Below are 21,921 nucleotides of genomic sequence, written 5' to 3'. Positions count from 1 at the left end.
TTAAATATTGTCTAATTTTATGTCAACCTATTTTAGGACTAGTCAATTTTAAAAACGTTTATGCATCAATTTTTGCATATTTTGCATTTTTTTCGATAAATTCTCTTCTTGGCGGAACCTCATCTCCCATTAACATTGAGAAAATACTGTCTGCCTCCACTGCATTATCAATGGTTACCTGTTTCAGGATTCTATGCTCAGGATTAAGGGTAGTTTCCCAAAGCTGTTCAGGATTCATCTCTCCAAGACCTTTGTAACGTTGTACCTCTACTCCTTTTCCGTCCGGAGACATTTCTAAAGTAAACTCTTCACGTTCTTTTTCGTTGTAAGCATATACTTTTTTGTTTCCTTTCTTTAATAGGTATAAAGGTGGTTGAGCGATATAGATATATCCGTTCTCAATAAGTTCTTTCATATACCTGAAGAAGAAAGTAAGGATCAATGTAGAAATGTGAGATCCGTCAATATCGGCATCGGTCATGATAACGATCTTGTGGTATCTTAGCTTAGCCATATTCAATGCTTTGCTATCTTCTTCTGTACCTACAGAAACTCCAAGTGCTGTGTAGATATTTCTGATTTCTTCATTGTCATAAACTTTATGAAGCATAGATTTTTCTACATTCAAAATTTTACCTCTCAATGGAAGGATAGCCTGAAAGTGTCTGTCTCTTCCCTGCTTAGCAGTTCCACCTGCGGAATCTCCCTCTACAAGGAAAATTTCAGATTCAGCCGGATCTTTTGATGAACAGTCAGATAATTTTCCAGGAAGACCCGAACCTCCCATCGGAGATTTTCTCTGAACCATCTCACGGGCTTTTTTAGCAGCTTGTCTTGCTTTTGCGGCCAAAACAACTTTCTGAACGATCAGTTTTGCCTCAGAAGGGTTTTCTTCCAGGAAATTAGTAAGCATTTCCCCAACAATTTTATCTACCGCTCCGGAAACTTCAGAGTTTCCTAGTTTTGTTTTAGTCTGTCCTTCAAACTGAGGCTCCATTACTTTTACAGAAATCACAGCTGTTAATCCTTCACGGAAATCATCTCCTGTAACTTCTACTTTCTCTTTCTGTGGAATACCCAGATCATCAGCATATTTTTTAAGGGTTCTCGTCAAAGCACGTCTGAAACCTGCCAAGTGAGTTCCTCCTTCATGAGTGTTGATGTTGTTTACGTAAGAGTGAAGATTTTCGTTGAAAGAAGTATTGTAACGCATTGCTACTTCTACAGGAATATCATCTCTTTCTCCTTCCATGAAGATTACATGTTCCATGATAGACTCACGGTTTCCGTCAATGTAAGCAACAAATTCTTTTAATCCCCCTTCAGAATGAAAAACTTCTGAACGGAAAGATCCGTCTTCCAATTTTTCTCTTTCATCCGTTAATGTAATGGTAATTCCTTTATTAAGGTAAGAAAGCTCTCTTAAACGGTTTGCTAATGTATCGTAATTATAAATTAATTCTGTGAAGATGGTATCATCCGGCTGGAAAAACTGCTTGGTTCCTCTTTTTTCACTGTGACCAATCTCCTCAACACCTGTTTGAGCTTTTCCTCTTGAATAAATCTGCTGGTAAACATTTCCGTCTCTGTAAACCGTAGTGATCATCTCGTTGGAAAGAGCATTCACACAAGAAACCCCAACTCCGTGCAGACCTCCCGAAACCTTATAAGAGTCTTTGTCAAACTTACCTCCGGCTCCAATTTTTGTCATTACAACTTCAAGGGCAGATTTCTGTTCTTTTTCGTGGAAATCAACCGGAATACCTCTACCGTTATCACTTACTTCAATTCCGTTTCCTTCCTTGATGCTAACGAAGATCGTGTCGCAGTATCCTGCCAATGCCTCGTCAATAGAGTTATCTACTACTTCATAAACCAAGTGGTGAAGTCCTCTGACTCCTACATCACCAATGTACATTGAAGGACGCATACGAACGTGCTCCATTCCTTCCAATGCCTGAATACTACTAGCTGTATATTGTTTTTGACTCATATTAAAAATTAAAAATCCTGCTACATGCAAAGACTTACAAATATCGTGATTTTTTTCGAGGTATGAAAGTTAAAAAGTGTCAAAAAAATGTAGAGTTTTCTTTAGAAAAACATAAGGATTAGTGAGCCGGTAAAAGAATCAAAATTAAAATGTATTGTTGAGATAGCAACTGTTGTAAATCATATTCAACATCAATAATTTATGCGTAAATTTATTTACTGAAAAGTTGATATTATGGATGATTTTATAGCAGCACGCGCTCAGATGGCACTCTCTCTGGGCTTTCATATCATATTCTCCTGTGTGGGTATGGTGATGCCTTTTCTGATGGCTTTTGCCCATTGGAAATACCTAAAGACCAATAATGAAGTATATAAAGGACTGACAAAAGCATGGAGCAAAGGGGTAGCTATCCTTTTCGCTACCGGAGCAGTTTCAGGAACAATGCTTTCCTTTGAACTTGGACTTCTATGGCCTGGATTTATGAAACATGCCGGTCCTATTTTCGGGATGCCTTTCTCTCTGGAAGGAACAGCCTTTTTCATTGAAGCAATTGCTATCGGTTTCTTTTTATATGGCTGGGAAAGATTCAATAAATGGTTTCACTGGTTCTGCGGGTTTCTTGTAGGATTGAGTGGACTTGCTTCCGGAATTCTGGTGGTAGCGGCCAACTCGTGGATGAACTCTCCCGCCGGTTTTGATTATATTAACGGGCAGTATCTTAATATAGATCCTATTAAAGCGATGTTCAATGATGCATGGTTTCCGCAGGCTCTCCATATGACGGTGGCTGCATTTTGTGCAACAGGATTTGCTGTAGCTGGAGTACATGCTTTTATGATTATGAGAAAAAGAAATGTTGAATTTCATACCAAAGCTTTCAGAATTGCGGTAGGTTTTGCCTTAATTGGAGCATTCGGCGCGCCTTTAAGTGGCGATGTTGCTGCAAAATCGGTAGCAGAAAGACAACCTATCAAACTGGCGGCTATGGAGGCTCATTTTGAAACTGAAAAAGGGGCCTCATTTGTGATCGGGGGAATTCCTGATGAGGAAAAAGAAGAAGTGAAATATGCGGTAAAAATTCCAAAAGTGTTAAGTTTTCTGGTGAGCAATGATTTCAATGCTGAAGTAAAAGGTCTTAAGGATTTTCCGAGAGATGAATGGCCTCCGGTTGCTGTTGTTCATTATGCTTTTCAGATCATGATTTTCTTTGGAGTGGTGATGATAATTATTGGAGTGATCTATTTATATGCTTTCTTCTTCAAAAAAGATTGGCTGAATAAAAACTGGTTATTAAAAACGTTCTTAATAGCAACACCTTTCGGATATATTGCGTTGGAAGCCGGATGGACAGTGACAGAAGTAGGAAGACAGCCTTGGATTATTTATGGAATCATGAGGACGGTAGACGCTGTAACTCCTATGCCGGGAATACAGTATTCATTCTATTTCTTTACTGCTATTTTCGTATCATTATCATTGATCCTTGTTTTCCTTTTAAAGAGACAGATTCAAATGGTACCGAAACTTTACGATCCTACAGATGCTCAGTTTAACGATAAAAACAAAAAATCATGATTTACATTGTAATAGGTTTTCTCTGGCTATCCATCTGTCTTTATATTATTCTGGGCGGAGCTGATTTCGGAGCTGGAATTGTGGAGCTTTTCACCCATAAAAAAGCCCGCCATAAGACTCAGGAAATCATGTATGAATCTATTGCCCCTGTTTGGGAAGCCAATCATATGTGGCTGATTATTTCTATTGTAATTCTTTTTGTGGGGTTTCCTGAAATTTATACCACCATGTCAACCTATCTGCATATTCCTTTGGTTTTGATGCTTTTGGGAATTATTGCAAGAGGAACAGCATTCACCTTCAGACATTATGATGCTGTGAAGGATCACTGGCAGGTTTTATATACTCAGATCTTTTATTATGCCAGTCTTTTAACTCCTTTCTTTTTGGGATTAATTGCTGCGGCAACCGTTTCACATTCTATCAATCCTGATGCTATAGGTTTTCTGGATCTGTATGTGTTCAGCTGGCTGAACTGGTTTGGGGTTTCCGTAGGTTTATTTACGGTAGCGCTTTGTGCTTATCTTGCTTCTATTTTTTCATTAAGAGAAACACGTGATAAAACTGATCTTTCATTAATGATCAGAAAATCCAAACAGACGATGATCTTTGTTGTGATTACAGGTATTTTGGTATTTTTGACCGCTTATATTTCAGACATTCCCCTTTTGATGTGGGTATTTTCTAAACCTTTGGGGATTATGGCCATTGCCTTTGCTACGATTGCCTTATTGCTTATTCTAAGAGCCTTGAACCGTCAAAAGCTGCTTCCTGTTCGTGCTTTGGCTGGATTTCAGATGGTGATGATTTTAGTGGCGGCAACGTATCAGCATAATCCGGATATTATTTTATTAGGAAACGGACAGCATCTTTCATTACTGGAACATATGGCTCCTGAGAAAACCATTGCGGCATTGGGATGGGCACTGATGCTGGGTTCATTATTTATTCTTCCGTTTTTATTTTATCTGATGGCTTCTTTCAGTAAGTTGAGAAAATAGTGAGTATGCAGGGTTATAAGCATAAGGCAGAACTTATTGAAGAGCTTAGGAAAAGATTCCGGCTTTACGATCAGGAATTTGATGATATTACAGAAAACGATAAAGATCTTGTTCAACCGGGAGTTGACAAAACGCCATCGCAAAATATCTCCTATCAATTGGGCTGGACTCACCTGCTCTTACAATGGGAATCCGATGAAAGCCAAGGAATTGAAGTAAAAACTCCCACTCCTGATTATAAATGGAATAATCTGGGAGGATTATATCAGTCTTTTTATAATGAATATGGTTCCTATAGTTTACAACAGCAAAGACAGCTGCTTAGAAATCAGGTTGATGAAATTATCAACTGGATAGAAAGCCTTGATGATGATATACTATTTATTCCTGGCAAAAGAAAATGGGCAACAAAACCCGCACTATGGCCGGTCTGGAAATGGATTCATATCAATACCATAGCTCCGTTTAAAAATTTCAGGGTACAGCTTCGGAAATGGAAAAAAGAAAAAGGTACAGAATAGATTTGTACCTTTTATATTTTATAACCTCTTTCTTATATTTTGATAGATCATATTGAATATTGCTAAAACAAATTTGATACAAATCACAATTACAGCAGTAATAATAATTGCAGGAATAGCAAGAATTGATCCTGTAATAGTCCATCCATTATCTATTAATGAATAAAAGCTTCCTCCTATAATTCCTAAAAGCACCAGCATTGCTACAACAATCATCCACCAGTTTTTTCCTTCATAATAAGCAACATCAGATAAAATATATCCAAACCTTTTGCCGTACAGGACTTCTAAAAACATACCTTTTTCATTAGTAATAATAACTTCTTCTCCTTTTGCAAGAATTCTTTTTGAAACCTCAACATCATTATTATTATAAAATAAATTGACATATTTTTCTTTTTGAGCATGATCATAGATCCTTTTCATCTTTATAGATTCCTGACTCATTTCTTCAAGTGCATGCGAAGTAAATACTTCATGAAAATCATAATTCACTCTTGTTTTTGATTCATAGAAAACTACCGTACAAGAATCATCAATAAGCTTTGCTTTTTTTAGAATATAAATTTTTGAGAAATCTTTTTTAATATAACTTTTCTTTCCTTTCAAATAGATTTCCATCCAGTTAATTCCATTTCGCCTTTTTTCACGGTTAAAATCTACAATTTCTCCTTCGTGTAAAAAGTCAGACGTTTTGGAGTTTTCTTCATGAGCCGAATATAGCACCACAGGTTGAAGAATTTTAATTCGTTTTGACATGTTCAATAGGTTTTCAGCCAGTTTTTCAGGAGATGAATATACAAATAAAACCTTCTTTTACAATGCCCTACAAAAAAAAAGACTGCCCAAAAGCAGTCTTTCTATTTATACTATTTATTGTATTAAATCTTAAGCCAATTTCATCAAAAGATTTTCATCAATTTTCTCTACTTTCACAATATTATTCTTTGTTAAAGTTTTGGAAGCTTTATCCCATTTTTTACCGGATAACTGGCTTCTTTCTTTTACTTCCGCTAAAGACATTGCTTCTTCCTGAGAATTAAGGATTTCAAGGATTACTTTTTCATCCTCCCCTAATTCAATTTGTGGAACCGCTTTTTCAGGTCTCATCTGAGGGAAGAATAATACTTCCTGGATAGATGCATTATTCGTTAAGAACATGATTAATCTGTCCATACCGATTCCTAATCCTGAAGTTGGAGGCATACCATATTCCAGCGCTCTTAAGAAGTCCTGATCGATGAACATCGCTTCATCATCTCCTCTTTCAGATAACGCCATCTGTGCTTCAAAACGCTCTCTCTGATCAATAGGATCATTAAGCTCCGAATAGGCGTTCGCGATTTCTTTACCGCACACCATTAATTCAAAACGTTCTGTTAAGCCTTCTTTGCTTCTGTGTTTCTTTGTTAATGGAGACATTTCGATCGGATAATCTGTAATGAAAGTCGGCTGAATGAAGTTTCCTTCACATTTCTCACCGAAGATCTCATCAATTAATTTTCCTTTACCCATAGTCTCATTCACTTCAATACCGATAGACTTGGCAAAATCGTATAATTCCTTCTCTGTTTTTCCTGTAATATCGAATCCTGTAAATTTAAGGATCGCTTCTGTCATGGAAACTCTTGGATAAGGAGCTTTGAAGTCTACATTGTGTTCTCCGAACGTCGCCGTTGTAGTTCCGTTTACCTGGATAGCACAGAATTCCAGTAATTTCTCAGTGAAATCCATCATCCAGTTGTAATCTTTGTACGCTACATAGATTTCCATAGCCGTAAATTCCGGGTTGTGAGTTCTGTCCATTCCTTCATTTCTGAAGTTTTTAGAGAACTCATATACTCCGTCAAAACCACCTACGATCAATCTTTTCAGATACAATTCGTTAGCAATTCTTAAATATAATGGAATATCTAACGCATTGTGGTGCGTGATAAACGGTTTTGCTGCTGCTCCACCAGGGATAGACTGTAAGATTGGTGTTTCCACTTCAAAATATCCAGCGTCATTAAAGAATGTTCTCATGGCATTGAACAGTTTTGTTCTCTTCACGAAAATTTCTTTCACCTGTGGATTTACCGTTAAATCTACATAACGCTGTCTGTATCTTAATTCAGGATCTGTAAACCCGTCATGTACAACACCGTTCTCATCAGTTTTAGCCTGAGGCAGCGGACGTAAAGCCTTTGTAAGAAGGGTAAAGTTTTTTACTAAAACGGTCTTCTCTCCTACCTGAGTGGTAAACAATTCTCCCTCGATACCGATAATATCACCAATATCCAATAGGTGTTTGTATACTTCATTATATAGTTCTTTATCTTCACCCGGACAAATCTCGTCTCTGTTGAAATAAACCTGGATTTTTCCTTTAGAATCCTGCAATTCTGCGAAAGAAGCCTTCCCCTGAATTCTGCGGGACATTAATCTACCAGCGATCTTTACCTGTTTACTTTCAGAAAAGTCCTGTTTTATAGATTCTGTAGTATCTGTAATTGTATACTCATCCGCAGGGAAAGCATTAATCCCCATTTCAGTAAGCTTATTCAGCTTTTCTCTTCTAATGATTTCTTGTTCTGATAATTGCATTTCTTATTTTTCTAAAAGCGTACAAATTTAGTCATTTTTGACCTGACCATCAATGGCTTTTTTCAGAAATTTTAAAAAGTGAACAGGGAATCGATTTGAGATAAGGGCTATAAAGTATTGAAATCAACAATTGAGGTATTTAAACGCTGGGGTCGCAAAGATTATTATTATAATGGTAAAAAAACGATCGCAAAGCCGTTTCACTTAGCAAAGCACCCTATTATTAGTTAATTTAGTCTCATAATTTGAGCTATCGTGCTGGAAACTTTAAACTTTGAATTTTAAATCAACCAGGTTTTTCTGTCCTTTTGAGGAATAAACGTCCAGGCTAATATTCTGCTAACTTTTTGTCCCTGAGCCATATCAATCGTTTTGACTTCTACAGCTTTGACTTTTTTTAAAAGGTTAGTAAGCTTATTGAGATTGTCTTTTTTAGAAACCAGACACGTGAACCAAAGAACCTGCGATGAAAATAATGAACTTTCATTGATCATTTTAGTGATAAAAGCCAGTTCACCGCCCTCACACCATAATTCCGACTGCTGACCGCCAAAATTCAGTAAAGGCTGTTTGGATTTTGAGATTTTAAGGTTCTTTGTTTTTCGGATATTTCCTTTTACAGCAGACTCTTCAGAATCATGAAAAGGAGGATTGCACATCGTAAAAGTGAATCTGTCTTCAGGTTTGATGATATGGACAAAGATATGATCTGCATCAGGCTGGCTTTTCAGTTGAATAACGGAAGACAGATCCGGGTTTTGATTTAAAATATCCTGAGCATTTTTCAAAGAATCCTGATTGATATCTGTTCCCGTCATCATCCATCCATAAAATCTGTGGCTGATTAAAGGATACACAAGATTAGCTCCTGTTCCTATGTCAAGTCCTTTTACAAAACTTCCTGTTGGAGTTTTATTAAGCTCTTCGCCCAAAAGATCGGCAATATAATGTACATAATCTGCTCTTCCGGGGATCGGTGGACAAAGATTGGTATCGGGAATATCCCAGCCTTTAATGTTATAAAAATGTAAGAGCAAGGCTTTGTTGAGCAGTTTGACTGCTTGTGGAATGCTGAAATTAATGGTTACCGTCTGATAAGCATTTGTAAAAACATAGTGTTTCAGTTCCGGCACACAAGAAATAAGCTGATCAAAATCATAAGGATTACGATGCAGATTTCTTGTGTGCAGACTGGATTTTTCAGCGGACATATTTTATTTCTTCTGACTTAAAATATATTCCACCATTTTTTTGGCATCTTCTTTAGATACCTGTGGATGGGCAGCCATAGGCACACTTCCCCATACTCCACTTCCGCCTTCTATAATTTTGGAAGCCAGCAGCTCCGTATCCTTTTCAGAGTACTTACCTGCAATTTCCTTATAAGAAGGTCCTATCATTCTCTCATTAACAGAGTGACATCCTGAACAGTCCAATGTTTCGATGATCTGCTCACCTGAAAGATTAGATTGAGCCGGTTCTGAAACAGCAACTGCTTCAGAAGAAGACGCTGCTTCTGCTGTATTTTCTTTTTTAGAACAGGAAATGATCATAAGACCCAAAGTTCCTGCTAAAAGTATTTTTTTCATTATTTCTTTGCTGTAGAATCTGTTTTAGCAGCTTCTGGTGCCGGAGCAGCCGGAGTTGCAGCAGCTGGAGCAGCAGTTTTAGCAGTAGAATCCACAACAGTAGTTGCTGCTGGCTCTTCAAGCATTGTGTTGCTGTCCTGTAAAGAGTGATCTGTTTTTTTTGAACAGCTTGCTAATAATAAACCTCCGATAAATGCGATTGCTAATACTTTTTTCATTTTTTTCTAATTTGGAAACAAAAATATAAAAAATAAACTTTTAAACTTATGACAAATGTTTTCTTTAAGAAATATTTTTACAGACCGGGTTTTAATCCAATCAATAAAAAAAATAATTCAAACATCAGAGAAATTAAATAAGCTTAGTTATTTTTGTATAACGGATTATCCAAACCAAAATATAAATAGGAAGCTTATGACTAAAAAAAAATTGTTTGCTGCAACTTTCTTTGTTGTTTCCTCTAGCCTCTTTATTTCATGTGACAATTCCTCCAACGAACCACAATCACAATATTCTGATAAAATAGAATCGGTGACACTTTTAAAAACAACTAAATCATGGGATGGAACCGTATATCCGGCCTATCCTACCACACAGCCGGAAATTTCGGTTCTTAAAATTGCCGTACCTCCCAACAAAGCTTTAGACTGGCATAAGCATCCTGTTATTAATGCTGCTTATGTAGAAAAAGGGGAAATTCAGGTGGAAAGAAAAGAAGACGGCAAAACACAGTGGATTCGTAAAGGTGAGGTGCTGCCCGAGATGGTGAATATGGGCCACAGAGGAAAAACGGGAGATAAAGGAGTGACTTTAATTGTTTTTTACAGCGGAACTCCTGATACACCTTTGTCTGAACCAGTAAAATAATTGTTTTAACGCTATGTTCGCAAGGTCAATCTGTTTTATAGTGCGTTTATTTTTTTGTGCAAAGCCACTTCGTTTAGCTAATGACAATATACTTTGCTTAGTGAAACGCCTTGGCGAACGTTTAAATAATAATCTAATAACATCTTTGCGACCTCAGCGTTTAAATAAAACAATTATATTTAACTTTGGTTTAAAATTCAAAAATTCTGTTTTTCACCTGGTCATATTAAACGGTTGTAGCGGAAGGTTTTTAAAAGATTAAGGAATTGAAACAATAGCTCAAGCAGCTTAAATGAAGACTTTCTATATTAAATTTTTGTATTTTTTGATATTTTTTATTCTTGGTATTAAAAAATTTTCTACATTTGTCCCATGTTAAAAATGAACAACAATATTTGGTGGTGGCTTTCAAACTCTTCGTCGGGTCTGGAGGTATTGTCATGTTGTTAACTACAGCAGAAATAATCAAAAAACAATATATAGGCTTTGACGGATACCGTTAAAGCCTTTTTTTATTCCTTAATCTTACAAAAAACAATACAATGTTGACCAACACAATTACAATAAAAACTGTTTCGAAAAAAACACTGGGAGACCTTCATACTCCCATGAATATCTACCTTAAGATCAGGGATAAATTCCGTGATACCATTCTTCTGGAAAGCTCGGATTCAAAAAGTATTGATAATAATTTTTCCTTTATCGCCGTGAATGCCATTGCAGGAATTGAAGTGAAAAACCTCAGCGAATTTGAAATTAAGCTTCCCGCTTCAGCTCCTGTAAAACAATTGATTCATGATCAAAAGATTACAGATGTATTTGAAAACTTCAGAAATATTTTTAAATGTGAAAAAACGAATGATCCAATAGAGCAGACAGCTCAGAGCCTTTTTGGCTATACAAGCTTTGAAGCGGTACAGTTCTTTGAAAACATCAATCTTAAACCACAGAGCAAGGAAGTTGAAATTCCTGTTATGAGATACAGGTTATACCAATATGTAATTGCTATCAATCATTTCAATGATGAAATGCATATCATTGAAAATTTTATTGATGGGGTAAAATCTGAACTTCATCTTTTGGAAAATCTTATTAAAAATCAGAATACTCCGGTTTATCCTTTTGAAAAAACAAGCGAGGAAACCTCTAATATTACCAATGAAGAATATCTGGAACTGGTAAAAACGGCTCAGAAACACTGTATGCGCGGAGATGTCTTCCAGCTGGTTCTGAGCAGAAGATTTGAACAGAAATTCAAGGGAGATGAATTCAATGTATACCGTGCTTTGAGAAATATCAATCCTTCACCTTACCTATTCTATTTTGATTACGGGAATTATAAATTATTTGGTTCCAGCCCTGAAAGCCAGTTAATCATCAAAAATAATAAAGCAATTATTCACCCGATTGCAGGAACTTCCAGAAGAACGGGAAATTTTGAAGCAGACCTTGAAGCCATTGAAGTTTTAAAAGCTGATCCTAAAGAAAACGCAGAACATACCATGCTGGTGGACCTGGCAAGAAATGATCTTGGAAAACTTGGAAAAAATGTAACAGTTACCAAGCTTAAAGAAATCCAGCTGTTCTCTCACGTTATTCATATGGTAAGTGAAGTAACGGCAGATGTTGAAGATGATATCAATCCTCTTGAAATGGTTTCCGCTACTTTCCCTCAGGGAACTCTGAGCGGAGCACCAAAACATAAAGCGCTTCAGCTGATCAATCAATACGAAAAAGATTCCCGCGGATATTACGGCGGCTGTATCGGAATTATCGGACTGAACGGAACCTGCAACCAGGCCATTATGATCAGAACTTTCTTAAGCAAAAACAACACATTATTTTATCAGGCAGGTGCCGGTCTTGTAGCAAAATCTGTCCCTGAAAGTGAACTGCAGGAAGTCAACAACAAACTGAACGCCCTGAAAAAAGCCGTTGAAAAAGCAGAAAAAATAGTTGAAAAATAAGCCCTACTATTAACCAGCAACTCCATAACAAAAAAGCAATGAACAACAATATAAACACTCAACAGCCCCAGCTTAAAGTTCTCGTTTTCGATAACTATGACAGCTTTACGTATAACCTTGTCCAGATTATTGAAAGAATTCTGAACCAAAGAGTAGATGTGGTAAGAAATGATGAAATTACCCTGGAAGAGATTGGTAAATATGATAAAATCATCCTTTCTCCAGGTCCCGGTATTCCTGAAGAAGCGGGTATTTTATTAGACCTTATTAAAGAATATGCTCCTACCAAAAGTATTTTTGGAGTATGCCTTGGCCAGCAGGCCATCGCTGAAGCTTTCGGAGGAAACCTGATCAACCTGACTGAGATCTTCCACGGAGTAGCAACCACTACTGAACTGGTAAAAGAAAATACCAAATTGTTCAAAGATTTAAGTTCAGGACTGGAAGTGGGAAGATACCACAGCTGGGCAGTAAACCCTGAAGGTTTCCCGCAAGAACTGGAAATAACGGCTGTAGATAAAGACGGAATGATCATGGCTTTGCAGCACAAAACCTATGATGTACACGGAGTACAGTTTCACCCTGAGAGCATTTTAACTCCGGAAGGAGAAGTAATCATTAAAAACTTTCTGTTGTCATGAAAATCTCAGAAAGTCCTTCAACAAACATAAAAACACCACAAATGAAAGAAATACTGCAATACCTGTTCAACCATAATACGCTGTCCAAATCTGAAGCTAAAGCTATGATGATTGAGATTGCACAGAATAAATTCAATGCTGCGGAAGTGACGGCTTTCATCAGTGTTTTCCTGATGCGAAGCATCACATTAACAGAACTGGAAGGCTTCAGAGAAGCATTATTACAGATGGCCGTTTCTGTAGATATAGATGCCGGTAATGCCATTGACATTGTAGGAACCGGAGGAGACGGAAAAGACACCATTAATATCTCAACGCTTGCCAGCTTTGTAGTAGCCGGAACCGGACAGAAGGTAACAAAACATGGAAATTACGGAGCTTCTACCACTACAGGTTCATCCAATGTGCTGGAAGAACTGGGATATCAGTTTAAAAGCAGTTCAGAACAATTGAATGAAGATCTGGAAAGAGCCAACATCTGCTTTTTGCATGCTCCTTATTTTCATCCTGCACTGCAATCGGTTGGTTTATTGAGAAAGTCTTTAGGATTAAGGACATTTTTTAATCTCTTGGGTCCATTGGTAAATCCGGCAAAACCAAAATTTTCCATGATTGGAGTTTACAATCTGGAAATTGCAAGAATTTATCAGTATCTGCTTCAGAAAGAGGAACGTGACTTTATTCTTGTACATGGTCTGGATGGATATGATGAAATAAGCCTTACGGATGACAGCAAAATCATCACAAAAAACGGTGAAGAAATCTATTCTGCGGAAGATTTAGGCTTCAACCCGGTAACGCTGGAGGATATTAAAGCAGGAAACTCCATTCAGGAAACCGCAAAAATATTTATGAATATTCTGGAAGGAAAAGGTACGGAACAGCAGAACTCTGTGATCCTGGCCAATGCTTCAGTAGCTCTGTACAACACTCATCAATTCGGGACGTATGATGACTGTCTTCTGCTCGCTCAGGAAAGTCTGCACAGCGGAAAAGCATTAAACAGTTTTAATCTTTTGATTAATTAAATTCATTATTCACTTGCGAAGCAAAATTCACTATTGACCAAAATTAAACACAAGAAATGACTATACTGGATAAAATTATTGAACGAAAAAAAGAGGAAGTTGCAGCAGCAAAATCACGCATTTCTCTTGATCATTTAAAAAACACGGCTTTTTTTGGAAGACCAACCTGTTCTCTGAAAGAATCTATCAAAAATAAGAGCGGAATTATCGCTGAATTTAAAAGACAATCTCCTTCAAAAGGAATCATAAACAATAGTGTAAAGCCTTTGGAAGTAGTTTCAGCTTACGAAAAATTTGGAGCAAGCGGAATTTCTATCCTGACTGATCATGATTATTTCGGAGGAAATTTAAATGATGTTCTGGATGTAAGAAATGAGATTACCATTCCGATTCTGCGAAAAGATTTTATGATTGACGAGTATCAGTTTTATGAAGCAAAAAGTATAGGAGCAGATGTTGTTCTGTTGATTGCTTCATGTCTTTCACCTAATCAGGTACAGGAATTTACAGAATTAGCTCATCAACTGAAAATGGAGGTTTTACTGGAAATTCATACGGAAGATGAACTGAAACATTTCAATTCGAAAATTGATTTAGCAGGAATTAATAACAGAAACCTTAAAGATTTCAAAGTAGATCTGCAGCATTCTGTCCAGCTGAAAAACCAGCTTCCAAAAGGAGTTTTATCTGTTGCGGAAAGCGGCATTTACAGTCTTGAAGATTTTCAATTTTTAAAAGAAAAAGGATTTGACGGTTTCCTGATGGGCGAATATTTCATGAAAAATACAGATCCGGCCAACGCTTTTGAAGAATTTGCTTCTCAAATTTAAACTCAATACCAATGAACCTGCCACCTAAAACCTTTAACCTGCCACCTCAACTCAAAGTCTGCGGTCTTACAAAACCGGATCAGATTCAGGAATTGATTTCTATGAGTGTAGATTTTCTCGGTTTCATCTTCTATGAAAAATCCCCGAGATATGTTTTGAATCATCTGAGTATGGAAGAGATCTCAGCTATTGAGCATCGGGGAAAAACAGGTGTTTTTGTTAATGAAGAAACAGATGTCATTTTAAAAGCAGTTCAGCAGGCAGGATTGAATTTCGTTCAGCTTCATGGTGATGAAAGCAATCATTTCATTGCCGGATTAAGACAAAAACTAAATCCTGAGGTTGGAATCATTAAAGTCATCAGAATAGGAGATATTGATTCTGATAATAAAGATAAAATAGCACAAACGTTTACCTCCAATCTGCCACCTGTCACCTACTACCTATTCGATACTGACAGTAAAGCCTTCGGCGGAACGGGAAAACAATTCGACTGGAGTATTCTGAATGAATTCGACATCCCTCTGCCCTACTTTTTAAGCGGCGGTATTTCCGAGGAAAATATAGGGAATATTGATACATTGAAACAACAGCCTTTCGCTGTAGATATCAATTCAAAATTTGAAACAGAACCCGGCAGTAAAAATATCGACAGAATAAGAAAGTTTAAAACCCTGTTTCAGTAAAATAAATAACACATAAAAACACACAAGGATGAATATACATTTGCTAAAGAAGACATTTTATAAAACATTATTTCCGCCTAAATTCGGGAATGATAAAATTCAGAATCTGTACCGCTTTGTTTCTGAGAACGACAGCAATACAGAACATTGGGAAGTGGGAGGATTATTGTCTGATTTCATTTGTATTATTAAAGATTTTAAAGAAAGTGATATCCAGTATTTTTTTGAAAGAATCAGCTTATGGAACAGCTATTATCTGGTCATTATTTCAGATAAATTTTTAGAAAATCATGTAAGATCAAGTGTAAAGTATGACCTGGGATTGATTTATGCTAAAATTTTTCTGTTGTATGAAGATTCCGATCCTTATTTTTTAATTGATAATCTGGAAATTGCCATTACCATGTATCAGTCGGAAATAGATAAGGCAACCTTAATTGATTTAACACATAAAATAGAATTGTTATATTATAAAAAGCTGATTACGAAACAACAGTACGATTACCACCTCACCTTTATTAACAGCTTAAACCCATGAAATATCAAGTAAAAAAAACGAAAGATTTAACAGAAGCAGAAATAAAACATATTCTGGAGCTTTGGGATATTTCTGCCTGGAGCACCATGAATTCATCCTATTTCCGCTCTTTTTTCAGAGATTCAGAGTTTCATTTTCTGATGGATACGGATGAAAATATACTGGCCATTATGAGAGTGAATTTTGATTTCACCATACAAATAGCAGATACAGATTACTCCTTTGCAGAGGCTGTAGGGCTGGTTTCTGCTCATAAAAAGAAAGGGTATGGAGCTGCTTTGGTTCGTTATTTCAAAGAAAATGTTACTCAGAGAAATCTGGAAACAATTGGATTCTGCCATTCGGATCTTCGTATTTTTTATGAAAAGTGTGATGTAGAAATTCTACACGACAAAGCCAAAATGATCAAAGAAAATGTGGATTCAGAGTGGGTGAATGCTGAAGATGATGATATTTTGATTTTTCATACAACACAGGAAAGAAAAGAACGGCTCAATCAGCTGAATTCACAAAACAATGCTTATTTAATGACTAAAGAATAAAAAAATGAATTATAAAAACCCCGACGAAAACGGATATTATGGAGAATTTGGAGGAGCTTTTATCCCCGAAATGCTTTATCCTAATGTAGAAGAACTGCAAAAAAACTATCTCGAAATCATAGAATCTGAAGATTTTCAGGATGAATATCAGGATTTACTTAAAAACTATGTTGGGCGGGCTACCCCATTATATTTTGCTAAAAATCTGAGTAATAAATATAAGACTCAGATTTACTTAAAACGTGAAGACCTCAACCATACCGGAGCTCATAAAATCAATAATGCTCTGGGACAGGTTTTATTGGCAAAACGCCTCGGAAAAAACAGAATTATTGCTGAAACCGGAGCAGGACAGCATGGTGTTGCCACAGCTACAGCGTGTGCTTTGCTTGGTCTTGAGTGCATTGTTTATATGGGAGAAATTGATATCCAGAGACAAGCCCCCAACGTGGCAAGAATGAAAATGCTGGGGGCAGAAGTGGTAGCTGCCACTTCAGGATCAAAAACGCTGAAAGATGCGGTAAATGAAGCATTAAGAGACTGGATCAACAATCCTGTAACTACCCATTACGTGATTGGAAGTGTTGTAGGACCTCATCCTTTTCCTGATCTTGTAGCCAGATTTCAAAGCATTATTTCAAAAGAAATCAAAGAGCAGCTTAAAGAAAAAACCGGCAGAGAAAATCCTGATTATGTGATTGCCTGTGTGGGCGGAGGAAGTAATGCTGCGGGAACTTTTTATCATTTTGTAGAAGAGAAAGAAGTAAAAATTATTGCTGCTGAAGCCGGAGGTCTGGGTGTAGATTCAGGAAAATCTGCAGCAACAACATTTTTAGGAACACTCGGAGTTCTTCACGGAAGCAAAAGCCTTCTGATGCAGACGGAAGACGGACAGGTCATTGAGCCGCATTCTATTTCTGCAGGATTAGATTATCCGGGGATAGGACCTTTCCATGCGCATTTATTTAAACAAAAAAGAGCTGAATTCTTTAGCATTAATGATGACGAGGCTTTAAAATGTGCCTTTGAGCTTACCAGACTGGAAGGTATTATTCCTGCATTGGAAAGTTCTCATGCACTGGCTATTCTGGATAAGAAGAAATTTAATGAAAATGATGTTGTGGTGATTTGCCTGAGCGGCCGTGGAGACAAGGATATGGAAACGTATCTTAAAGAAATTAGAAGTTAGATACTAGAAATTAGTAATAACAAGTATTCACCTTCTAACTTCTAACCTCTAATTTCTAACTTCTAACTTCTATAAAAAAAAAATGAAAAAACTAAATATATACTTCACAGCAGGAATTCCGCAACTGGAAGATACCGCTGATATTATACAACTGATTCAGGATTCCGGAGCAGATATGATAGAAATCGGGATGCCTTATTCTGATCCTGTGGCAGATGGCCCTGTGATCCAGAAAGCTCATGAACTGGCGTTACAAAACGGAATGACGATTGAAAAACTCCTTTCCCAATTGAAAGCAATCAAAGACGAAATCAAAATTCCGGTTATTCTGATGGGGTACATCAATCCGGTTTTGAGCTTCGGATTTGAGAAATTCTGTGCTGCATGTGCGGAAAGCGGTGTTTCAGGATTGATCCTACCCGATCTTCCTCCTATTGAATTTGAGAAAAATTATCAGCATATTTTAAAACAGTATCATCTTAATTTCACTTTTCTTGTAACCCCGGAAACCTCTGATGAAAGGATGATCTATCTGGATTCTTTAAGTTCAGGCTTTCTGTATGCGGTAAGCTCTTCTTCTACCACCGGAAATGAAAATGCGGTTTTAAAAAATGAGAATTATCTTTCCAGACTTGCATCTCTTCCACTTAAAAACCCGGTAATGATAGGATTTGGAATTAAGTCTAAGGAAGATTTTGAAAATGTAACGGAAAAAGCGGATGGCGGTATTATCGGAACCGCTTTTGTGAATATTTTGCTTCAGGATAGAGACTGGAAGAAAAGTGTCATAGATTTTATCCATTCCATAAAAGGGTAAAATTCACTAAATTTGTATATCAAAAATTGAAATGAATACAAATCAAAATAAAGCAGTAGAATTTGAAGATTTAGGAGTCAAAGAATATCAGCCAGCCTGGGATTATCAGGAACAACTGATGAAAAACATCATTGATACCAAAATAAAAAACAGGGATCTTCCTGCAGAACAGCATAGTATTACTCCCAACCACCTTCTTTTTGTGGAACATCCTCACGTGTATACATTAGGAAAAAGCGGACACGAAGAAAATATGCTTGCCGGTATTGATAAGCTGAAAGAAATTGATGCTACGTTTGTGAAAGTAAACCGTGGCGGAGATATTACGTACCATGGTTACGGACAGGTTGTAGGCTACCCTATTCTGGATCTTGAAAACTTTTTCACAGATATTCATCTATATATGAGGAATCTGGAGGAAGTGATCATCAGAACCATTGCCGAATATGGTATTAAAGGAGAACGTTCCCCGGGAGAGACCGGAGTTTGGCTGGATGTAGGAAAACCTTACGCCAGAAAAATGTGTGCTATGGGAGTGAAAGCTTCCCGATGGGTAACTCTTCATGGTTTTGCACTGAATGTGAATACAGATATGCGTTATTTTGAATACATTATTCCATGTGGGATTAAGGATAAGCAGGTTACTTCTTTAAAAAGAGAGCTTGAAAGAGAACTCACACCGGAAGAAATGGAAGAACTGAAAGCAAAGATCAGAAAGCATTTCGCAGACGTTTTCCAAGCAGAATTGCTTTATAAATAGTCAAAGTTTACTTACAATATAATAAACCCGGGTTCAATAGTTAAACCCGGGTTTTTAGTTTTATGATAATGTTATTTTTATTCGCTTAGACTATCCACAACGTTTGTCATTCCAAAGGAATCCAGATTCAGAAATCCTGTAATAATGAATGAGGATAAAATAAGAGTTTAGATTCCTATGAAATGACAAAGCGAGTAAAGAAAAGATACGTACTAAAAACATCCGTATTCTAGTGATGAATTATCCATCCAACTTGTCTATTCCGTAGGAAACCAAGGCGTAAAAAACAACCGATTTTACCATTTTAAAAATTTTCTATTTCCATTGAATATCCCTATAAAAACGATCATTTTTTCATCTTTTTCAATATTATAAAATCAATAAAACAATAGAATAATGTATTTTTCTCAAAAAAAATATTGCATATATTTTAATTTTTACTATTTTTAATATCACAAAATAGTGAACTATCATAATTAAAAAGTTCACTGAAAAACTAACCACAAAATATAAAAACTATGAAAAAATTTCTGTTATCCATGATGGTATTCGTGACGTTACTGTCTTTTAATTCCTGCTCAGATTCAGGTGCCAATCAGGATCCGAATCTTGTTGCTAAAGAATCTAATGAAATCGCAATGAAAGATTTCGGCAAAACTGTTCCGGTAGGGATTGAAAAAGAAGATGGAAAGTTTAAAGTTTCCTTGATGGTTTCAGCGCAACCGTATCAAATTAAAGATACTAAAGAAAATGCGGGCTATATCTCCATGATCAAAGAAGCTGTAGAAAACGAAACTCCTGTTCAGATTTTCCTGAAAGCCAATTCTAACGAAATCGCAAAGGTAGAAAAAGCAACTGCTGATGATATCCTTTATTTCAAATCTGTATTCAACAAAGAAGAAAGAGGGGAAAGTAATAAGGCAGTAAGTATCATTCCTAATCTGGCGACGTTAAACAGTCTTTTTGCACAGATTAAAAATCAGGCTTGTGGAACTTCTACCGCCTCTTCACCATGTATCACTTTCAGATATCCTGTGGATGGCTGCTATGCAAGAGCGCACAAAATGAGACAAATCCTTTTGAATGCAGGTTACGATTGTGAAAAGCAATTCGTGTATGGTAACCTTAGAGCATCTACAGGAACATGCTGTGTTTCATGGGTATATCACGTAGCCATTTTGGTAAGCTTCAAAAATGCTTCAGGAATTGTTGAAAAAAGAATCATTGACCCATCATTATTCTCCAGCGGACCTGTAACTGACGCTGCATGGAGAGCTGCATGTACCAATACAAGCTGTGGATCTGCTTCTGTTTCTTCTTATGCCAATACAGCAGGAAACGTATACTACAGAAGTCCAGCCGGTTCTTTACTGTATGACAACAACTATGTAAATACCAATTGTGTATTGACTAAATTTTCATCCCTTTCAGGATGTTCTCCTTCCCCAGCTCCTAGTGTGGCAAGCTGTGGATTTTAATTAATTTATAGAAAGCTCCTGCTTACATTTTGATATATTGCAGGAGCTTTTTACTTAATACTATTTGCTATGAAAGCCTGGTCCTATTTATTATTGCTATTTATTATGATCACATCCTGTTCCGGTAGTTCCACTCCGCAGAATTTAACGTGGTACAATAATGCCACCATTTCAAATATCATGGAAGATCCCGACAAACCGAATGAAGTGGTACGTGTCGCTATTGGAATCAGTGCTCAGGTTTTTTATCTTTCCAAAAAATCACCGGAATACAAAAGCCTTATGGAAAAAGCAACCCAAAGCTTTAAAAAAGGTAAGACCTATAATATCGGTATTGAAAATAAAACCAATATCATCAAAGAAATTAAAGAAGTCAAATAATCAGGATTATCTGATCACCGAAATTCCGGCATCCACTTTCACTTCTGCTCCATGAATATAGGAAGCTTCTTCTGAAGCAAGAAACAGAACTACATTGGCTATTTCTGACGGTTCGCCCTGTCTTTTAAAAGGAATCGTGGGAATAATCTCATCAATGGCACTATCAATCTGATCTCCGGTTAAGCCCGTATTATTAAAAATATTGGTTTTAATATGCCCGGGACTTACTCCATTGACACGAATGCCGCGTTCTGTAAGTTCCAAAGCAAATGTTTTGATCAACGACTGCACCGCAGATTTTGCTGCAGAATACACTGAAAAATTAGCCATAGCAATATCTGTGGCCATTGAAGTATTGAAAATAACGCAGCTGCCGTTTTTCATTAATGGTAACACCTGCTGTACCGTAAAAAACGGTCCTTTGACCAGCATATTGAACAGTTCATCAAAGTGATTTTCATCCACATATTCCAGGGGAGCAAATCTTCCATATCCTGCATTGGCAAAAACCAGATCAATCTGTTCTGTATATTTTCTGATTTCATGCTGCAGGTTCATCAGATTTTTCATATTTCCGGCATCGGAAACAATTCCGAAAGCCTTTTCTCCAAGTTTCTCTAAAGCTCTATTCACCGTTTCTTCACTTCGTCCGGTGATTATCACTGATCCTCCTTCATCAATAAATTTCTGAGCGGTAGCCAAACCCATTCCATTGGTTCCTCCTGTAATTAAAGCCGTTTTGTTTCTAAATCTCTGCATTGTTTTAAGTTTAAATTCTATTGCAAAGATTGGAATACTAAGACTTTGAAAAAATCCGAATCATGCGGAATTGACTGAATCGTGAAATACCTTATTCACCTATGACTCTGAGCTATTTTGCTCTTTTTCTTTTATATTTTTAAAGTTCATCAATAATTGTCATCAATAAA

The 21,921-nt window shown here is 36.8% G+C and carries 23 protein-coding genes; 16 read left to right on the top strand and 7 right to left on the bottom strand.

The window, feature by feature from the left end:
• Positions 1–58 precede the first annotated feature (58 nt).
• Positions 59–1,993, bottom strand: a complete 1,935-nt coding sequence (gene gyrB, locus EK417_RS07475) for a DNA topoisomerase (ATP-hydrolyzing) subunit B (protein ID WP_136521790.1) — start codon at positions 1,991–1,993, stop codon at positions 59–61.
• A 234-nt stretch (positions 1,994–2,227) separates the two neighbouring features.
• Between gyrB and EK417_RS07470 the strand changes: the two genes are divergently transcribed.
• From EK417_RS07470 to EK417_RS07460, 3 genes are read left to right on the top strand one after another with little or no spacing between them, the layout of a single operon-like run.
• Positions 2,228–3,571 carry a cytochrome ubiquinol oxidase subunit I gene (locus EK417_RS07470; RefSeq protein WP_136521789.1) on the top strand — a complete coding sequence of 448 codons (1,344 nt, stop codon included), beginning with the start codon at positions 2,228–2,230 and terminating at the stop codon, positions 3,569–3,571.
• Positions 3,568–4,572 carry a cytochrome d ubiquinol oxidase subunit II gene (locus EK417_RS07465; protein ID WP_136521788.1) on the top strand — a complete coding sequence of 335 codons (1,005 nt, stop codon included), beginning with the start codon at positions 3,568–3,570 and terminating at the stop codon, positions 4,570–4,572. Before EK417_RS07470 ends, EK417_RS07465 begins: the two co-directional genes overlap by 4 nt.
• A gap of 5 nt (positions 4,573–4,577) precedes the next feature.
• The gene (locus EK417_RS07460; RefSeq protein WP_136521787.1) at positions 4,578–5,093 is read left to right on the top strand and encodes a ClbS/DfsB family four-helix bundle protein; all 516 of its coding nucleotides are present in this window, start codon (positions 4,578–4,580) and stop codon (positions 5,091–5,093) included.
• Positions 5,094–5,111: 18 nt separating this feature from the next.
• On the opposite strand, the gene EK417_RS07455 is transcribed toward EK417_RS07460, so the two are convergent.
• The 5 genes from EK417_RS07455 to EK417_RS07435 form a co-directional block, all read right to left on the bottom strand.
• Positions 5,112–5,852 carry a hypothetical protein gene (locus EK417_RS07455; protein WP_136521786.1) on the bottom strand — a complete coding sequence of 247 codons (741 nt, stop codon included), beginning with the start codon at positions 5,850–5,852 and terminating at the stop codon, positions 5,112–5,114.
• 129 nt (positions 5,853–5,981) lie between these two features.
• On the bottom strand, positions 5,982–7,679 hold the full coding sequence (lysS, locus tag EK417_RS07450; protein ID WP_136521785.1) for a lysine--tRNA ligase: 1,698 nt from the start codon (positions 7,677–7,679) through the stop codon (positions 5,982–5,984).
• Between the two features lie 281 nt (positions 7,680–7,960).
• Positions 7,961–8,890 carry a 23S rRNA (adenine(1618)-N(6))-methyltransferase RlmF gene (gene rlmF / locus EK417_RS07445; RefSeq protein ID WP_136521784.1) on the bottom strand — a complete coding sequence of 310 codons (930 nt, stop codon included), beginning with the start codon at positions 8,888–8,890 and terminating at the stop codon, positions 7,961–7,963.
• Positions 8,891–8,893: 3 nt separating this feature from the next.
• Positions 8,894–9,268 carry a c-type cytochrome gene (locus tag EK417_RS07440; RefSeq protein ID WP_136521783.1) on the bottom strand — a complete coding sequence of 125 codons (375 nt, stop codon included), beginning with the start codon at positions 9,266–9,268 and terminating at the stop codon, positions 8,894–8,896.
• Positions 9,268–9,486, bottom strand: coding sequence for a hypothetical protein (locus tag EK417_RS07435; RefSeq protein ID WP_076597060.1), 219 nt, complete (start codon positions 9,484–9,486; stop codon positions 9,268–9,270). Before EK417_RS07435 ends, EK417_RS07440 begins: the two co-directional genes overlap by 1 nt.
• Positions 9,487–9,682: 196 nt before the next feature.
• Between EK417_RS07435 and EK417_RS07430 the strand changes: the two genes are divergently transcribed.
• The 13 genes from EK417_RS07430 to EK417_RS07370 all read left to right on the top strand — a co-directional run bounded on the left by EK417_RS07430 (position 9,683) and on the right by EK417_RS07370 (position 20,992).
• Entirely contained in the window at positions 9,683–10,135 is a 453-nt protein-coding gene (locus EK417_RS07430) for a cupin domain-containing protein (RefSeq protein ID WP_136521782.1), read from the top strand.
• A 542-nt stretch (positions 10,136–10,677) separates the two neighbouring features.
• Positions 10,678–12,102 (top strand): anthranilate synthase component I family protein, encoded by a 1,425-nt coding sequence (locus EK417_RS07425; RefSeq protein ID WP_136521781.1) that lies wholly within the window; start codon positions 10,678–10,680, stop codon positions 12,100–12,102.
• Between the two features lie 38 nt (positions 12,103–12,140).
• A complete protein-coding gene (locus EK417_RS07420) occupies positions 12,141–12,743 on the top strand; it encodes an anthranilate synthase component II (RefSeq protein ID WP_136521780.1) in 603 nt (200 codons plus the stop codon).
• Positions 12,744–12,784: 41 nt separating this feature from the next.
• Positions 12,785–13,771: an anthranilate phosphoribosyltransferase gene (gene trpD, locus EK417_RS07415; RefSeq protein WP_076597128.1), complete on the top strand. Its 987-nt coding sequence runs from the start codon at positions 12,785–12,787 to the stop codon at positions 13,769–13,771.
• 56 nt (positions 13,772–13,827) lie between these two features.
• Positions 13,828–14,601, top strand: a complete 774-nt coding sequence (gene trpC, locus EK417_RS07410; protein WP_136521779.1) for an indole-3-glycerol phosphate synthase TrpC — start codon at positions 13,828–13,830, stop codon at positions 14,599–14,601.
• A gap of 11 nt (positions 14,602–14,612) precedes the next feature.
• Positions 14,613–15,287: a phosphoribosylanthranilate isomerase gene (locus EK417_RS07405; RefSeq protein ID WP_136521778.1), complete on the top strand. Its 675-nt coding sequence runs from the start codon at positions 14,613–14,615 to the stop codon at positions 15,285–15,287.
• A gap of 28 nt (positions 15,288–15,315) precedes the next feature.
• Positions 15,316–15,825: a hypothetical protein gene (locus EK417_RS07400; protein WP_136521777.1), complete on the top strand. Its 510-nt coding sequence runs from the start codon at positions 15,316–15,318 to the stop codon at positions 15,823–15,825.
• Positions 15,822–16,367 carry a GNAT family N-acetyltransferase gene (locus tag EK417_RS07395; protein WP_136521776.1) on the top strand — a complete coding sequence of 182 codons (546 nt, stop codon included), beginning with the start codon at positions 15,822–15,824 and terminating at the stop codon, positions 16,365–16,367. Before EK417_RS07400 ends, EK417_RS07395 begins: the two co-directional genes overlap by 4 nt.
• 4 nt (positions 16,368–16,371) lie before the next feature.
• Positions 16,372–17,556, top strand: a complete 1,185-nt coding sequence (gene trpB / locus EK417_RS07390) for a tryptophan synthase subunit beta (RefSeq protein ID WP_136521775.1) — start codon at positions 16,372–16,374, stop codon at positions 17,554–17,556.
• An 82-nt stretch (positions 17,557–17,638) separates the two neighbouring features.
• Entirely contained in the window at positions 17,639–18,373 is a 735-nt protein-coding gene (trpA, locus tag EK417_RS07385; protein WP_136521774.1) for a tryptophan synthase subunit alpha, read from the top strand.
• Positions 18,374–18,404: 31 nt separating this feature from the next.
• Positions 18,405–19,133, top strand: coding sequence for a lipoyl(octanoyl) transferase LipB (gene lipB, locus EK417_RS07380; RefSeq protein WP_136521773.1), 729 nt, complete (start codon positions 18,405–18,407; stop codon positions 19,131–19,133).
• Between the two features lie 518 nt (positions 19,134–19,651).
• The gene (locus EK417_RS07375) at positions 19,652–20,611 is read left to right on the top strand and encodes a protein-glutamine glutaminase (RefSeq protein ID WP_136521772.1); all 960 of its coding nucleotides are present in this window, start codon (positions 19,652–19,654) and stop codon (positions 20,609–20,611) included.
• A 69-nt stretch (positions 20,612–20,680) separates the two neighbouring features.
• Entirely contained in the window at positions 20,681–20,992 is a 312-nt protein-coding gene (locus tag EK417_RS07370) for a hypothetical protein (protein WP_076597072.1), read from the top strand.
• Between the two features lie 6 nt (positions 20,993–20,998).
• On the opposite strand, the gene EK417_RS07365 is transcribed toward EK417_RS07370, so the two are convergent.
• The gene (locus tag EK417_RS07365; RefSeq protein WP_136521771.1) at positions 20,999–21,751 is read right to left on the bottom strand and encodes an SDR family oxidoreductase; all 753 of its coding nucleotides are present in this window, start codon (positions 21,749–21,751) and stop codon (positions 20,999–21,001) included.
• Positions 21,752–21,921 lie beyond the last annotated feature (170 nt).

This window comes from Chryseobacterium candidae, from assembly GCF_004916905.1.
GTDB classification, from domain to species: domain Bacteria; phylum Bacteroidota; class Bacteroidia; order Flavobacteriales; family Weeksellaceae; genus Chryseobacterium; species Chryseobacterium candidae.
Note: the sequence above shows the minus strand (reverse complement) of the source record. Positions and strands in the feature narration are given on the sequence as shown.